The sequence below is a fragment of the Streptomyces sp. UH6 genome (assembly GCF_013421635.1).
Lineage (GTDB): Bacteria > Actinomycetota > Actinomycetes > Streptomycetales > Streptomycetaceae > Streptomyces > Streptomyces abyssomicinicus.
In genome coordinates this window covers 1-14866 of sequence record NZ_JACADT010000047.1, presented here as the reverse complement: position 1 = coordinate 14866, position 14866 = coordinate 1, and the positions used below count along the sequence as shown (strand labels likewise).

Annotated in this window: 18 protein-coding genes, 3 tRNA genes and 1 pseudogene; 9 read left to right on the top strand and 13 right to left on the bottom strand. The window is 70.9% G+C overall.

From position 1 onward, the window contains the following. The 3 genes from HW445_RS05670 to HW445_RS05660 form a co-directional block, all read left to right on the top strand. The coding region (locus HW445_RS05670; RefSeq protein WP_180219929.1) for a polyprenyl synthetase family protein at positions 1-382 on the top strand (382 nt) is incomplete at its 5' end. A gap of 144 nt (positions 383-526) precedes the next feature. Further along, positions 527-1396, top strand: coding sequence for an ABC transporter ATP-binding protein (locus HW445_RS05665; RefSeq protein ID WP_308798391.1), 870 nt, complete (start codon positions 527-529; stop codon positions 1394-1396). Then, positions 1393-2157, top strand: a complete 765-nt coding sequence (locus HW445_RS05660; protein ID WP_151774067.1) for an ABC transporter permease — start codon at positions 1393-1395, stop codon at positions 2155-2157. Before HW445_RS05665 ends, HW445_RS05660 begins: the two co-directional genes overlap by 4 nt. Before the next feature lie 86 nt (positions 2158-2243). On the opposite strand, the gene HW445_RS05655 is transcribed toward HW445_RS05660, so the two are convergent. Then, on the bottom strand, positions 2244-2480 hold the full coding sequence (locus HW445_RS05655; RefSeq protein ID WP_180219928.1) for a hypothetical protein: 237 nt from the start codon (positions 2478-2480) through the stop codon (positions 2244-2246). 192 nt (positions 2481-2672) lie between these two features. Here HW445_RS05655 and HW445_RS05650 point away from each other — a divergent pair, with 192 nt between their 5' ends. Next, on the top strand, positions 2673-3293 hold the full coding sequence (locus HW445_RS05650) for a CAP domain-containing protein (protein WP_180219927.1): 621 nt from the start codon (positions 2673-2675) through the stop codon (positions 3291-3293). A 121-nt stretch (positions 3294-3414) separates the two neighbouring features. On the opposite strand, the gene HW445_RS05645 is transcribed toward HW445_RS05650, so the two are convergent. After that, the gene (locus tag HW445_RS05645; protein WP_218956601.1) at positions 3415-4470 is read right to left on the bottom strand and encodes a hypothetical protein; all 1056 of its coding nucleotides are present in this window, start codon (positions 4468-4470) and stop codon (positions 3415-3417) included. Between the two features lie 353 nt (positions 4471-4823). On the opposite strand from HW445_RS05645, the gene HW445_RS05640 reads away from it, so the two are divergent. Continuing rightward, positions 4824-5411, top strand: coding sequence for a cysteine hydrolase family protein (locus tag HW445_RS05640; RefSeq protein WP_180219925.1), 588 nt, complete (start codon positions 4824-4826; stop codon positions 5409-5411). A gap of 54 nt (positions 5412-5465) precedes the next feature. Beyond that, a complete protein-coding gene (locus HW445_RS05635) occupies positions 5466-5894 on the top strand; it encodes a hypothetical protein (RefSeq protein WP_374939606.1) in 429 nt (142 codons plus the stop codon). A gap of 301 nt (positions 5895-6195) precedes the next feature. Here the strand turns inward: HW445_RS05635 and rplA are convergent, their stop codons facing one another. From rplA to HW445_RS05610, 5 genes are all read right to left on the bottom strand, one after another. Further along, positions 6196-6921 (bottom strand): 50S ribosomal protein L1, encoded by a 726-nt coding sequence (gene rplA, locus HW445_RS05630; RefSeq protein WP_180219924.1) that lies wholly within the window; start codon positions 6919-6921, stop codon positions 6196-6198. A 76-nt stretch (positions 6922-6997) separates the two neighbouring features. Next, a complete protein-coding gene (gene rplK / locus HW445_RS05625; RefSeq protein WP_108954835.1) occupies positions 6998-7432 on the bottom strand; it encodes a 50S ribosomal protein L11 in 435 nt (144 codons plus the stop codon). Positions 7433-7596: 164 nt separating this feature from the next. Next, positions 7597-8445: a transcription termination/antitermination protein NusG gene (nusG, locus tag HW445_RS05620; RefSeq protein WP_180219923.1), complete on the bottom strand. Its 849-nt coding sequence runs from the start codon at positions 8443-8445 to the stop codon at positions 7597-7599. Between the two features lie 237 nt (positions 8446-8682). Continuing rightward, a complete protein-coding gene (gene secE, locus HW445_RS05615) occupies positions 8683-8961 on the bottom strand; it encodes a preprotein translocase subunit SecE (RefSeq protein ID WP_180219922.1) in 279 nt (92 codons plus the stop codon). Positions 8962-9069: 108 nt separating this feature from the next. Continuing rightward, positions 9070-9142: transfer RNA gene (locus HW445_RS05610), tRNA-Trp, on the bottom strand. 251 nt (positions 9143-9393) lie between these two features. Here HW445_RS05610 and HW445_RS05605 point away from each other — a divergent pair. Both HW445_RS05605 and HW445_RS05600 read left to right on the top strand, forming a co-directional pair. After that, the gene (locus HW445_RS05605; protein ID WP_180219921.1) at positions 9394-10620 is read left to right on the top strand and encodes a pyridoxal phosphate-dependent aminotransferase; all 1227 of its coding nucleotides are present in this window, start codon (positions 9394-9396) and stop codon (positions 10618-10620) included. A gap of 124 nt (positions 10621-10744) precedes the next feature. Further along, entirely contained in the window at positions 10745-11770 is a 1026-nt protein-coding gene (locus tag HW445_RS05600; protein WP_180219920.1) for an adenosine deaminase, read from the top strand. A gap of 15 nt (positions 11771-11785) precedes the next feature. Here the strand turns inward: HW445_RS05600 and HW445_RS05595 are convergent, their stop codons facing one another. The 6 genes from HW445_RS05595 to HW445_RS05570 form a co-directional block, all read right to left on the bottom strand. Next, entirely contained in the window at positions 11786-12841 is a 1056-nt protein-coding gene (locus tag HW445_RS05595; protein WP_180219919.1) for a UDP-N-acetylmuramate dehydrogenase, read from the bottom strand. Between the two features lie 117 nt (positions 12842-12958). Further along, positions 12959-13387 (bottom strand): MaoC family dehydratase, encoded by a 429-nt coding sequence (locus HW445_RS05590; RefSeq protein ID WP_180219930.1) that lies wholly within the window; start codon positions 13385-13387, stop codon positions 12959-12961. Positions 13388-13392: 5 nt separating this feature from the next. Beyond that, positions 13393-13845: a MaoC family dehydratase N-terminal domain-containing protein gene (locus tag HW445_RS05585; RefSeq protein WP_180219918.1), complete on the bottom strand. Its 453-nt coding sequence runs from the start codon at positions 13843-13845 to the stop codon at positions 13393-13395. A 120-nt stretch (positions 13846-13965) separates the two neighbouring features. After that, on the bottom strand, positions 13966-14130 hold the full coding sequence (gene rpmG, locus HW445_RS05580) for a 50S ribosomal protein L33 (protein ID WP_003948671.1): 165 nt from the start codon (positions 14128-14130) through the stop codon (positions 13966-13968). A gap of 95 nt (positions 14131-14225) precedes the next feature. After that, a tRNA-Met gene (locus HW445_RS05575) sits at positions 14226-14298 on the bottom strand. A gap of 46 nt (positions 14299-14344) precedes the next feature. Further along, positions 14345-14417, bottom strand: a tRNA-Thr gene (locus tag HW445_RS05570). A gap of 311 nt (positions 14418-14728) precedes the next feature. On the opposite strand from HW445_RS05570, the pseudogene HW445_RS33320 reads away from it, so the two are divergent. Next, positions 14729-14866, top strand: a pseudogene (locus tag HW445_RS33320) (hydrolase); the annotation flags it as partial.

Sequence of the window (14866 nt, the reverse complement as noted above, 5' to 3'; positions counted from 1 at the left end):
CGGCCGCCAGGCCGGACTCGCCTTCCAGCTGATCGACGACCTGATCGGCCTGTGGGGCGACCCGCGGCGCACCGCCAAACCGGCGGGGGCGGACCTGGCCGCGCGCAAGAAGTCCTTGCCCGTGGTGGCCGCGCTGGCCGAGGGCGGGCCCGCCTCCCGGCGGTTGCGATCGTTCTACGCGGCACCCGACGCCGAGGGCGGCCCCGCCACCGAGGTCCTGCGCCGCCTCGTGGAGGAGGCGGGCGGCCGGGAGGCCGCGGAGCGGGAGGCCGCGCGGCAACTCTCCCGGGCCTTGCGGGCGTTGTCCTGCGCGCGCCCCACCGCCGAGGCCTACCGGCTGCTCCAGGAGGTCGCGGACGCCGTCACCCGGCGCGACTGCTGACCGCTCCGACGGCGGAACCGCCATTACCCTCCGACGGCCGAACTGCCGTTACCTGGACGGAGCAAGGCCGTTGGGAAGGCGGCGGCCGAACGCCCGTCGCGCTCGGCCCGGGCCCGACATCGCTGACGACGGAACACAGGGGACGTGCACTACAACGACCACAGCGCAGCGCCGGGTGACCTCCCGGCCGTGGCTGCCTACGGACTGGGCGTGGAACGCGGCGCCCACACTCTGCTGAAGAACGTCGGCTTCACCATCCCGCGGGGAGCCATCGTCGGCCTCCTCGGTCCCAGCGGCTGCGGAAAGACGACCCTGCTGCGCTCGGTCGTCGGGGTCCAGGAGGCGACCCACGGCCATGTGCAGGTGCTGGGGCACCCCGCCGGCTCGCCCAGACTGCGTACCCGCGTCGGGTACGTCACCCAGGCCCCCTCGGTGTACGGGGACCTCACCGTCCTGGAGAACCTCCGTTACTTCTCCGCCGCGCTGGGACTGCGCGGCTGGCGTCGGGAGGACGCCGTGGTCCGTGTGGTGAAGGAGGTCGCGCTCACCTCCTACGCCGACAAGATGGTCTGCCGGCTCTCCGGCGGCCAGTACTCCCGGGTGTCGCTCGCCGTGGCGCTGCTCAACCGGCCGGACCTGCTGGTCATGGACGAGCCGACCGTGGGCCTGGATCCCATGGTGCGGCGGGAGCTGTGGCAGGTGTTCCAGCGTCTCGCCGCCGAGGGCGCCACGCTGCTGGTGTCCAGCCATGTGATGGACGAGGCCGACCGCTGCGACTGGCTGCTGCTGATGCGGGCCGGGCGCCTCCTGGCCGGCGCCGACCGGCAGTCGCTGCTGCGGCACACCGGGTGCACGGGCGTCGAGGAGGCGTTCATGCACCTGGTGAGGTCGGCGGCGGCCGCGGAGGAGCGGGCGAGGCAGCGCGCCGCGGAACCCTTCCTGCCCCCGCTGATCGCGCGGCCGGGCGAGCCGGACGGCGCCCGCACCCCGCTGCCCGCGGACGTGCTGTCGTGAGCCACGGACGACGCAGGGCCGGCCGCCTGCCGTTCTCGCCGACCATCACCGGCGCCACGGCGGTCCGGGTGCTGCAGCAGATCTCCCGCGACCGGGGCAGCACGGCGCTGCTGCTGGGCATCCCCTGCATGCTGATGGTGCTGCTGAAGCTGATGTTCCACGACGCGGAGGACGCCTTCGAGCGGGTGGGGCCGCAGGTGTTCGGGATCTTTCCGGTGATCGTGATGTACCTGGTGGCCTCCGTCTCCACGCTCCGGGAGCGCACCACCGGGACCGCCGAGCGGTTGCTGACCATGCCGGTGCAGCGGCTGGACATCGTGCTGGGCTACAGCCTCGCCTTCTCCTTCCTCGCGCTCCTCCAGGCGGTGCTCTCCACCCTGCTGGCGGTGGGGCCGCTCGGTCTGGACATCAAGGGGCCTCCCTACCTGTTGATGATCATCGCCATGTTCGGCGCGCTGCTCGGGCTGGCCCTGGGCCTCCTGGTGAGCGCCTTCGCCCGCAACGAGTTCCAGGCGGTGCAGTTCCTCCCGGCGGGCGTGCTGCCGCAGTTCCTGGTCTGCGGTCTGTTCGTGCCGCGGGACGAGATGCAGGGTGTGCTGTCCGCCGTCGCCAAGGTCATGCCGATGACCTACGCGGTCCAGGCCGCCACCGAGGCGGCCACGCACACCGGGGTCACCGGTATCTTCGTCCGGGACGCATTGCTCGTCCTCGGATGCGTGATTCTCGTTCTCGTCGCCAGTGCGGCGACCCTCGAGCGCTGAATGGTTCCGGCGCCCTGAAAAAAAGAAAAGGCGGTGGAGTTCCGGGGGGACTCCACCGCCTTTTCCCGGCATCCGGGGATCAGTTGTCAGTTCTCCAGATCCCAGGCGAAACCACCCGAGACGTTTCCGCTCTCCGGGAACTCGAAGGGGCCGAGCCGGAACGGGCGGTCGTGGCGCCCCTGGCCCTGCTGGCTCTGCTGGCCCTCGTGGCCTCCGGGGCCGTCAGGGCCGTCCGCGGGCCGGGCCACGGCGGCGCCGGCCGAGAGCGCGGACAGGGTGAGGAGTGCCAGGAAGAGCGCCGCGAGACGGCGCGTGACGGACATCGCGAAATCCTCCGGAAAAGGAGAGGGAAGGGGAGTTGCATCCGGGAGTCTAGTGAAATCCATTCCGTCCGGGTTCCCCGGGCGGCCGCCCGGTGGCTTTTTCCCCCGAATGGGTGCGGACCGATTTGAATTGCGCCGGCCGAGGCGTGTCAGAATACGCGGGAAAACCGATGACCTGTGAAAGGAAACGAGATGGCCGGGGTACGGAGAGCGGGAGCGGTCGCGCGGATCGCCCTCGCGATGGTCGCTCTCACCGCGACGCCGTCGTGGGCGGGGCAGCCGATGCCCGAGCCGCCGCCTCCCTACCACGTGCAGCCCTGGACGCCCCGTCCTTCGGCGCCCTGGCTGTCGGCAGGCGGGTACGGGCGGCCCCATGGCCCGGGCGAGGGTGCCGCTCCGTCACGTCCCGGCCCTCAGGGGCCGGTGCGGGCGTCGGCACGCTCCCGTGTCATCACCGCCGTCAACCAGTACCGCCGACAGGCGGGATGCCGCCCCGTCAGCGGACGGCGGGCGCTTCACCGGGCGGCCGCCGGGCACAGTTCCCACCTGTCCCGGCTCGGCCGGCTGAGCCACCGTGGCCAGGGGGGCACCTCTCCCGGGGACCGGGTCCGGGCCGCCGGATACCGTCCGGGCATGGTGGGGGAGAACCTCGTCGCGGGTCCGGCGGGACCGCTCGAGGCGGTCCGCTCCTGGATGCGCAGTGCCCCGCACCGGGCGATCATCCTCGGCTGCCGGTACTCCCACGCCGGCGTGGGAGTGGCGCGGGGGCGCGGCGGACCATGGTGGACGCTGGTGATGGCCTCCCGGCGCTGAGCGTCCGGACGCGGCCCGGCCCGGATCTCACCGGGTCCGGGCCGGATCTCACCGGGCCGGGGCTCGCCGGCTCCGGGTCGGCGCTGGGTCCGGGCGAGGCGCGTTCCGGGCGGCGCATGGTTCAGGCGAGGTCCGGGTCCCACCACCAGGCCACCGACGGCGCCCCGGCGACCGGGCCGGGCCGGCTGTCGGACGGCCGGTCCGCCCAGGTCACCGTGAGGTCCTCCCACTCGTCCGGCCAGTGGCCACGGCTGAGGTAGCGGGGCACCCGCAGCCCCCACTCGTTGTTGCCCCGGATCCCGTACCTCAGCCCCTGCAGGTAGCGGGCCAGATCCTCCCCGGCGGCCGGGCGCACCTGGTCGTGCAGCCGCAGGAAACGCAGCAGGACGCGGTCCCGGAGCGCGTTCGCCTCCTCCACCGCCTGCGGCAGGGTGAGTGCGCGGTGCTTCATCAGGACCGTGTAGATGTTCTGGTCCGCCTGGTCGCGGACGGACTCCTTGACCAGCGAGTGCCGGTCGTTGTCCAGGGCGGCCACCATGATCGCCATCTCGGTGAGGGCGCGCACCGCCGGGCGGTGCATCTCGCCGCCGGGCACCTCGATCCCGTTGGCCAGCTCCAGCAGGGCGAACGTCGGCTCGCCGCCGGAGGAGAGCAGGCGCATGGCCAGGAAGTCGTCCAGGTCCGGCATGCGGCCCGCGGCGTGGTTGCCCACCTGCCAGGCCACCCCGGACAGCCAGGCCCGGTGGGCGTGCGCGAAGCGGCGGACCTGGGGCGCCGGGCACAGGGCCCGGAACCGGCCCACGATGTCCTGCAGCGCTCCGACGAAGCGGTCCTCGCCGGTCGCCGTGACCGCCTCGCAGGCCCGCTGGACCTGCCCCGCCAGGACGTTGAACTCGGCCGGCCGGCGGCTGAGCGGACCGCGGTCGCAACGGGCGTCGTCGAAGGCGAAGCCCCAGTACACCCACAGCGCGGCGGCCAGCAGGCGGTCCTGGTCCTGCGCGTCGGGCGCGAAGCGGGAGAAGAAGTCGGCGCTGTGGCTGGCGACCGCCCACGCCCGCTCCTCCTCCGTCGCGCACATGCCGCTCTCGGTGATCCAGCGGGTGGCGCGTTCCTCGACGACTGCGACCCGGGGGTGGACGGCGGACTCCAGAGGACAGAACAGGGGTGGGAGATCCATCCGTGCGACGGCGGAGGACATGGGGCAGGCCTTTCGTCGGGAGGGGGAGGCCCGACGATCATCGGCAGTGGGGCGCGCCAGGAAAGAACGGACATGCCGGACAAAGTGGCAGTCAATCGAAGGTGTTGTCCTGTTTCCGCACGCGTTGACCTGCATGAACGTTCACTCGGCCGTCCTTCGTCGCGGTGCGGCCCGCGGGGTGGGGGCGCGGCGTGTGTCGTCGCGGGCGCCCGTGCCGCCGCCCGCGGTCGGGTCCGCGTCGTGGCCCGCGCCGGGGGAGGGGCGTTGTCGGTGGCGGCCAGTAGCGTGGTCCGGGTCACAGTCGGATGTGGAAGCGAGATGGGGGAGCCGTCATGAGCACTCTGGAGAACCGGCTGAAGAGCGCACTGCTGGTCGTCGACGTGCAGAACGACGTGGTGGCGCGGGCGTACGAGCGGGACGCGGTCGTGGGGGTCATCGGGGAGCTGGTGGAGAAGGCGCGCGCCGAGCGGATCCCCGTGGTGTGGGTGCGTCACCAGGACGAGGAGATGCCGGCGGGCGGCGACGGCTGGCAGATCGTGCCGGAGCTCCGGCGGGCCGAGGGTGAGCCGGTGGTGGAGAAGGAGTACGGGGACGCGTTCGAGGCCACCAGGCTGGAGGCGGTGCTGGCCGAGCGAGGTGTCGGGCGGGTCTTCGTGACGGGGGCGCAGACCGACATGTGCATACGGTCGACCCTGCACGGGGCTCTGGCCCGCGGATACGACGCGGTGCTCGTCTCCGACGCCCACACCACCGAGGACCTCACGCGGTGGGGCGCGCCCGAGCCCGCCCGGGTGATCGCCCACACCAACCTCTACTGGTCCTTCCAGAAGGCGCCGGGGCGCACCGCGGGGACCGTGGAGAGCAAGGAGATCGACTTCTGGGCGACCGGGGCGACCGGGGCGGCCGGGGCGGCAGGGTGAAAGATTCGCGTGTTCGAATTTTAGTTCGATAACGTGGAGGGGGAGGTGGGAACGATGACCAGCAGCGGCGGGGCCGGAACCGGCACGGGGTGTGTGATGCATGTGCGCTGTCCCGAGCGGTTGCCCGAGGCGGTCTACCGGCAGGTCCTGGAACTGCTGGGGGATCTCTCCCCCGTCGTGCAGGCTTCGCCCCCCTCCGCCGCGCTGGTGGACCTGCGGGGAGCCCTGCGGTGCCACGGGGTGGACGGCGGACGGATCGAGGAGGTGCGGCGGCTCGGAGAGGTGCTGCGCATCCGTTCGATATCGCGGCTGGGTGTCGATCTGCGGATCGGGATAGGCCCGACGATCGCGGTCGCGGCCACCGCATCCGGGCAGGCGGCGGGGGAGCGGGGCGGCCCCGTGGGGGGCGTGGTGGCGGTGGTGCGGTGGTGCGGTGGGGTGGCCTGCGGGACGGTGGGGCATGGCGGGGCTTCGGTCCCGTGAGGGCGGTCGGGTACGCGTCTGCGGGGACAGGACGGCGCTGCACGCGAACGCAACGCAACGCAACGCAGGGACGGTCGGGCATCCGCGCGCAGGAGCATGGGCGAGCGGAGAGGTCGCCGCGGAGGTTCGGGGCAAGCCTTCCCGGCCCCCGGCTCACACGGCAGGCGCCCCGAGCACTCCGGCCGCGCGGACGGGGCCCCACCCCGGCGGCACGGACGGCGGGGAGAAAACGGCGGTGGCCCCGCCTCCCGGGAAGGGAGGCGGGGCCACCGGAGAAACCGACGGGCGGTGAGCGTCAGGCTCAGACCGCAGCCGGGTCCTCCTCGACGAGCAGGTTCCGCGTGCGGTTGGAGTCCAGCGGAATGCCAGGACCCATCGTCGTGGAGATCGCGGCCTTCTTGATGTAGCGACCCTTCGCGGCGGACGGCTTCAGACGCAGGATCTCCTCCAGCGCCGCGCCGTAGTTCTCCACCAGCTTGGTGTCGTCGAAGGACGTCTTGCCGATGATGAAGTGCAGGTTCGAGTGCTTGTCGACCCGGAACTCGATCTTGCCGCCCTTGATCTCGGTGACGGCCTTGGCGGTGTCCATGGTGACGGTGCCGGTCTTCGGGTTCGGCATCAGACCACGCGGACCGAGCACGCGGCCGAGGCGGCCGACCTTGCCCATGAGGTCCGGGGTGGCGACGACGGCGTCGAAGTCCAGGCGGCCCTTGGAGACCTCGTCGATGAGCTCGTCGGCGCCGACGATGTCGGCGCCCGCGGCACGCGCGGCCTCGGCACGGTCGCCGGTCGCGAAGACCAGGACCCGGGCGGTCTTACCGGTGCCGTGCGGGAGGTTCACGGTGCCACGGACCATCTGGTCGGCCTTGCGCGGGTCGACACCCAGACGGAAGGCGACCTCGACGGTGCCGTCGAACTTGGTCGTGGAGGTCTCCTTGGCGAGACGGACGGCCTCGAGCGGGGCGTAGAGCTTGTCCCGGTCGACCTTGGCGTCCGCAGCGCGGAGAGACTTGCTGCGCTTGCTCACTTCTGCTCCTGAGTACTGAGAGGAGTCGTGGTCCGGGCCGAGCAGGCCCTTCCACGTCAATGACTACGGGGGTGGATCAGCCTTCGACGGTGATGCCCATGGAACGGGCGGTGCCGGCGATGATCTTCGCGGCGGCGTCGATGTCGTTGGCGTTGAGGTCGGGCATCTTGGTCGTGGCGATCTCACGGACCTGCGCGTCGGTGATCTTCGCGACCTTGGTCTTGTGCGGCTCGCCGGAGCCCTTTTCCACGCCCGCGGCCTTGAGGATCATCTTCGCGGCCGGCGGAGTCTTGGTCACGAAGGTGAAGGAACGGTCCTCGTAGACCGTGATCTCCACCGGGATGACCCAGCCACGCTGCGACTCGGTCGCGGCGTTGTAGGCCTTGCAGAACTCCATGATGTTGACGCCGTGCTGGCCCAGCGCGGGGCCGACCGGCGGAGCCGGGTTGGCCGCGCCGGCGTTGATCTGGAGCTTGATGAGCCCCGTGACCTTCTTCTTCTTGGGAGGCATGTGCTCTCTCTCCGGGTCTTAGTGAGAGGTTTGAGCCGACCATCCGAATCAGCCGGATGGAGGCATACCGCACCACGATAACGGGTATCCATGTGCGGCTGAAAACCGAGCAGGTCAGACGGCCACCGAAGTGTGCCGTCCGACCTGTTTCGGAAGACTTTGGATCAGTTCTTCTGGATCTGGTCGAAGGACAGCTCGACCGGGGTCTCGCGGCCGAAGATCTCGACCAGGCCCTTGACCTTCTTCGAGTCGGCGTTGATCTCGTTGATCGTCGCCTGGAGGGTCGCGAAGGGGCCGTCGGTGACGGTGACGGAGTCGCCCACCTCGAAGTCCAGGACCTGGACCTCGACCTTGCGCTGCGGGGCCGGCTTGCCCTCGGCCTCGGCGGCCTCGCGGGCGGCCTTGGCCTCGGCCTCGGGGGCGAGCATCTTCACGATCTCGTCCAGCGACAGCGGGTACGGGTCGTAGGCGTTGCCCACGAAGCCGGTGACGCCGGGGGTGTTGCGGACGACGCCCCAGGACTCGTTCGTCAGGTCCATCCGGACGAGGACGTAGCCGGGCAGCTTGTTCTGCTTGACCGTCTTCCGCTCGCCGTTCTTGATCTGGACGATCTCTTCCTCGGGGACCTCGGCCTGGTAGATGAACTCCTCGACGTTCAGCGAGACGGCACGCTGCTCGAGGTTGGCCTTCACGCGCTTCTCGTAACCGGCGTACGTGTGGATGACGTACCAGTCGCCGGGCAGCGTGCGCAGTTCCTCGCGGAGGGCGGCGACGGGGTCGACGACCTCGCCGGCCTCGGTCTCCTCCTCGGCCTCCTCGGCCTCGCCCGCGGCATCCTCCGACTCCTCGTCGGCACCCTCGGACGCCTCTTCGACGTCCTCGACGTCGGCGTCGGCAGCCTCGACCTCGGCGGAGGTCTCGGTGTCCTCGGTGTCCGCGCCCTCGACGATCTCGAGCTCGTCCTCGACGTTCTCGACCGACTCGCTGGCGTCGTTCAGGTTCGGGTCAGACACGGTGGCTGCTTCTTCCTGGGTACATGGGGGTTGATGCCGTTCCGTGGGCGCCGCCTGCCGGGGGCGCTTTCCGCCGGTCCCTCGCAGGAGGAAGATCGACGGTCCGACGGAACACTGGGGTTCAGCCTAGCGGACGATTCGTCCCTGTCAGGTGTTCATGAACACCGGGCCAGGACGCGAACAAGGGCGCCGTTTTCACGACGCCCTGTCTGCGATGCGGTGTCAGGAGCGGGCCGGTCAGCCGAAGACGAGACGCGCGGCCTCGTCGAGGCCGAAGTCGATCACCGTGACCAGACCGATCATGACCACCACGAATATGATCACGACCGTGGTGTACGTGGTGAGCTGACTGCGGGTGGGCCAGACGACCTTGCGGAGCTCCGCGACGATCTGGCGGTAGAAGAGCGCCAGGCGCTTCAGCGGGCCCTTCTTGGCGCGCTTGCCGCCCTTGCGCGGCTTCTTCTCTTCGTCGTCCTGGGCATCAGGCATGTCGATGGAGCCCACGGCGTCCGTCACTCGTCCTCACCTGAATCCCGGGTCATGCCGTGCACGAGCCCGGTATGAGCCGCACGGCGGTGCATAGCAGTACTGACATGCGCACACAACCTGGCTAGGTGTGTGTAGCAGGGCCGGAGGGACTTGAACCCCCAACCGCTGGTTTTGGAGACCAGTGCTCTACCAATTGAGCTACGACCCTTTGTGGTGTCCACCAACCTACCGCATGGGATCGGGTGCCTCGCAAGCTCCCGACCAGCACGGTCCGTCGGTGTCCAACGAGGTGAGAGTGTACGTGTTCTCGGGCCCCGCGTCGAACAGTAAATTCCGCGAACCGCGCCGACCTCGGCGGATGCTTCCGGCCGACGGCCCGGATACGGACGCTTGTGCACCTCTTGTTCACTCCGCGAACCTGGATGCCGCCGCGGTTTCCTTTCTGAAACCATGACGTTCATGAGCGCAGCTACCTCTCCGACCGAGCGCCGGGTGTCCGCCCGCATCGGCGCGATCTCCGAGTCCGCGACCCTCGCCGTCGACGCCAAGGCCAAGGCCCTCAAGGCCGCCGGGCGCCCGGTGATCGGCTTCGGCGCCGGCGAGCCCGACTTCCCGACGCCGGACTACATCGTCGAGGCCGCGATCGAGGCCTGCAAGAACCCGAAGTTCCACCGCTACACCCCGGCCGGCGGCCTGCCCGAGCTGAAGGCCGCGATCGCCGCGAAGACGCTGCGCGACTCCGGCTACGAGGTCGACCCCGCGCAGGTGCTGGTCACCAACGGCGGCAAGCAGGCCATCTACGAGGCCTTCGCCGCGATCCTGGACCCGGGCGACGAGGTCATCGTCCCCGCCCCGTACTGGACCACCTACCCCGAGTCGATCCGTCTGGCCGGCGGCGTGCCGGTCGAGGTCGTCGCGGACGAGACCACCGGCTACCGGGTCTCGGTGGAGCAGCTGGAGGCGGCCCGCACCGAGCGCACCAAGGTCGTCCTGTTCGTCTCCCCGTCGAACCCGACCGGCGCGGTCTACAGCCGTGAGGACGCCGAGGCGATCGGCCGCTGGGCCGTCGAGCACGGCCTGTGGGTGCTGACCGACGAGATCTACGAGCACCTGGTCTACGGCGACGCCGTCTTCACCTCGCTCCCGGCCCTGCTGCCGGAGCTGCGCGACAAGTGCATCGTGGTCAACGGCGTCGCCAAGACGTACGCGATGACCGGCTGGCGGGTGGGCTGGATCATCGGCCCCAAGGACGTCGTCAAGGCCGCGACCAATCTGCAGTCGCACGCCACCTCGAACGTGTCCAACGTGGCCCAGGCCGCCGCGCTGGCCGCCGTCTCCGGCGACCTGGCCGCCGTGGAGAAGATGCGCGAGGCCTTCGACCGCCGCCGCCGGACCATCGTGCGGATGCTGAACGAGATCGACGGCGTGGTCTGCCCGGAGCCGGAGGGCGCGTTCTACGCGTACCCGTCGGTGAAGGCGCTGATCGGCAAGGAGATCCGCGGCAGGCGGCCGCAGAACTCGGTCGAGCTGGCCGCGCTGATCCTGGAGGAGGTGGAGGTCGCGGTCGTCCCGGGCGAGGCCTTCGGCACCCCGGGCTACCTGCGGCTGTCCTACGCGCTGGGCGACGAGGACCTGGCCGAGGGCGTCAGCCGGATCCAGAAGCTCCTGGCGGAGGCCCGCGACTGAGCCGTCGGGCACCCGTGACGGGGCAGTGCGTGACCACACGCACTGCCCCGTTTTTTCGTTCGGGCAACGTCTCGAAAGGGGAACGGGGTAGGAGTGAGCCATGGGAGTACGGCAGGATCGGCCAATGGAGCGCGTACGTGATCTCACCAAGCTGCCGAAGGCTCATCTGCACCTGCACTTCACCGGTTCGATGCGCCCCCAGACCCTGCTCGAACTGGCCGACAAGCACGGCGTCCGCCTGCCGGAGGCGCTGACCGGGGCGGAGCCCCCGGAGCTGCGCGCCACCGACGAGCGCGGCTGGTTCCGCTTCCAGCGGCTCTACGACGCCGCCCGGAACTGCCTGCGGGACGAGGAGGACATCCGCCGGCTGGTCCGCGAGGCCGCCGAGGAGGACGTCCGGGACGGCTCGGGGTGGCTGGAGATCCAGGTGGACCCGACCTCCTACGCCCCGCGGCTGGGCGGCCTGCTCCCCACCATGGAGGTCATCCTCGACGCGGTGGACTCGGCCGCCCGGGAGACGGGCCTGGGGATCCGGGTCCTGGTGGCGGCGAACCGGATGAAGCACCCCCTGGACGCGCGGACGCTGGCCCGGCTGGCGGTCCGGTACGCGGACCGGGGCGTCGTCGGCTTCGGACTCTCCAACGACGAGCGGCGCGGCATGGCCCGTGACTTCGACCGGGCCTTCGCGATCGCGAGGGAGGGCGGGCTGCTGGCGGCCCCGCACGGCGGCGAGCTGACCGGGCCGGCGTCGGTGCGGGACTGTCTGGACGACCTGGAGGCCACCCGGATCGGCCACGGCGTGCGGGCCGCGGAGGACCCGCGGCTGCTGCGGCGGCTGGCGGACCGGCAGATCACCTGCGAGGTCTGCCCCTCGTCCAACGTGGCGCTCGGGGTCTTCGACAAGCCGGAGGAGGTCCCGCTGCGCACCATGTTCGACGCGGGGGTCCCGCTGGCGCTGGGCGCGGACGACCCGCTGCTGTTCGGTTCCCGGCTGGCCGCGCAGTACGAGATCGCGCGGCGGCACCACGGGTTCGACGACGCGGAGCTGGCCGAGCTGGCCCGTCAGTCGGTCCGCGGCTCGGCCGCGCCGCCCGAGGTGCGCTCCCGTCTGCTGGCCGGCATCGACACCTGGCTGACCACCCCGGCATGAGGCCCCGGCGGCGGGTCAGAGGCCGACGCCCACCATCACCGGCTCGTTGACCAGGGTGATGCCGAACGCCGCGCGGACCCCGTCCACGACCTCGCGGGCGAGGGTGAGCAGGTCCTCGGTGGTGGCGGTGCCCCGGTTGGTGAGCGCCAGGGTGTGCTTGGTGGAGATGCGGGCCGGTCCGGTGCCGTAGCCCTTGGTGAAGCCGGCCTTGTCGATGAGCCACGCGGCGGAGGTCTTGGTGCGGCCCTCCCCGGCCGGGTACGCCGGGGGCGCCGCGTCGTCGCCGAGGCGTTCGCGGACCCGCTCGCGGAAGACCGCGAAGGCGGCGTCGGTGAGGATCGGGTTGGTGAAGAAGGACCCGGCCGACCAGGTGTCGTGGTCCTCGGCGTCCAGCACCATGCCCTTGCCGGATCGCAGCTTGAGCACCGTCTCCCGGGCCAGCTCCAGCGGCACCCGGTCGCCGGCCTCGACGCCCAGCGCCCGGGCCGTCTCGGGGTACTTCACGGGCGCGGACATGCCCGCGGCGTCCTCCAGCTCGAACCGGACGCGCAGCACCACGTAGCGGTCCGGGTCGGCCTTGAAGCGGCTGTGCCGGTAGGAGAACGCGCACTCCTCGTTGGAGAGGGCGACGGTCCCGCCGGCCGCACGGTCGTAGGCGATCACCTCGGTGATGGTGGAGGAGACCTCCTGGCCGTAGGCGCCGACGTTCTGGATGGGCGTGGCGCCCGCCGAACCGGGGATGCCCGACAGGCACTCGACGCCAGCCAGGCCGGCGTCCACGGTACGGGCCACCGCCGCGGACCAGACCTCGCCGGCGGCCAGCTCCAGCCGGGTGCCGTCGAGGGAGAAACCGCTGGTGGCGATGTGCAGGGCGGTGCCCTCGAAGCCCTTGTCGCCGACGACCAGGTTGGACCCGCCGCCGATGACCAGCAGCGGCGTGCCGGTGGCGTCGGCCTCGCGGACGGCTTCGATCACCTCGGCGTCGGTGGTCGCGGTGATCAGCCGGCGGGCCGGCCCGCCGAGACGGAAGGTGGTCAGCGGGGCGAGCGGGGCGTCATGTCGTTCCAGCACGCCGCCCAGCCTACGCGGCGGGCCGGGCGGCACGCGGTGGCGCCGCCGCCCGGCCTCGGCACATGACGGCGCCGCCGCCCGGCGCGCGACGGTGCCCAGGTGGTGCCCAGGCGGTGCTCAGGCGAGCCGGACCACCGCGCGGGACATGCCGAGGACCTTCTGCCCGGCGTGCGTGGCGGTGAGGTCGACGCGGACCCGGTTGTCGTCGAGCTTGGCCGCGACCTTGCCGCTGACCTCGATCGTGGCGCCCTCGTCGTCGTTGGGGACGGGGACCGGCTTGGTGAAGCGGACCCCGTACTCGACGACCGCGCCCGGGTCTCCGGCCCAGTCGGTGACCACGCGACCCGCCTCGGCCATGGTGAACATGCCGTGCGCGATGACGTCCGGCAGCCCGACCTCCTTGGCGAACTTCTCGTTCCAGTGGATCGGGTTGAAGTCGCCGGACGCGCCGGCGTACTCGACCAGTGTGGCGCGGGTCACGGTGAAGACCTGCGCGGGCAGTTCGGTGCCGACCTCCACGTCGGCGTACGCGACCTTGGCCGTCATCCTCGTCATCCCTCCTCGGCGGCGCGGGCCACCAGCTTGGTCCAGGCGGTCACCACGAGCTCGCCCATCTCGTCGTGCACGTCACCGCGGATGTCCAGGATGTCGTTGCCGGCCAGCGACTTGACGGCGTCGATGGTGGTGGTCACGGTGAGCCGGTCGCCGGCGCGCACGGGGCGGCGGTAGGCGAACTTCTGGTCGCCGTGGACCACTCGGCTGTAGTCGAGGCCCAGCTCCGGGTCGTGGATCACACGGTGGGCGGCCTTGAACGAGATCGCGAACACGAAGGTCGGCGGGGCGATCACATCGGGGTGGCCGAGGGCCTTGGCGGCCTCCGGGTCCGTGTACGCGGGGTTCGCGTCGCCGATGGACGCCGCGAACTCGCGGATCTTCTCCCGGCCGACCTCGTAGGGGTCGGTGGGCGGGTAGGTCCGCCCGACGAACGACTGGTCCAGCGCCATGGGCGCCACCTCCTGCTGCCTGTGCTTGCTGCGGTAACCCTAGAACGACACGGCGTGCCGGATGTCGTGGAACGACGAAAGGCCGCCCCCTGACGGGGACGGCCTCACGTACGAGCCTGTTTATCGCGTCTCGCGGTGCGCGGTGTGCGCATTGCAACGCGGGCAGTGCTTCTTCATCTCCAGGCGATCCGGGTTGTTACGCCGGTTCTTCTTGGTGATGTAGTTCCGCTCCTTGCACTCCACGCAGGCCAGCGTGATCTTCGGGCGGACGTCGGTGGCAGCCACGTGAAGTGCTCCTTGACGAACGGATGGGACGAACTAACGCAGACAGAAAAATAGTAGCCGACCGAAGGACCGACCCCGCAATCGGCTACTAAGAGTAGCGGTGACCGGACTTGAACCGGTGACACAGCGATTATGAGCCGCTTGCTCTACCGACTGAGCTACACCGCTGCGGATCGATCGGTTCCCGTCTTGCGACGGGAACCTCTCTCACCTGAGCCCCAATACGGAATCGAACCGTAGACCTTCTCCTTACCATGGAGACGCTCTACCGACTGAGCTATTGGGGCGAGCGAGGAAGACATTACACGGTCGCCCGCCGATCCCCCAAATCCGTTTCCCGGCGTCCTGCGCCGGGATGTCCCGAAGAGCCCTCGGCCGGCCGGAGCCACGCCCCGCCGAGCCCCTCCCGCCCCGTCCTCGCCCCCGCTCCGCGGGCCCCGCCCCGGGCCGCACCACGCCGGTACGACTATTGCGCTCCTCCCGGGGGTCGGCGAGTCGCCGCCCTAGGGTCGGTCACACCACGTAATCGTTTCCTCTCCCGAGGCCGCCGCCGGCGCCCTCCCGCAGCCGCACCCGGATCCGGACCCTCAGGAACGCGATGTCCGACAGCCAGCCGCCTCCCCAGCAGCCCAACCCGTCGCCCTCCTCCACGCCCGGTCCCGCCGAACCGGCGGCACTGCTGCTCTGCGGAGCGCGCCTGACCGACGGACGCGTGGTCGACGTCCGGCTGGGCGGC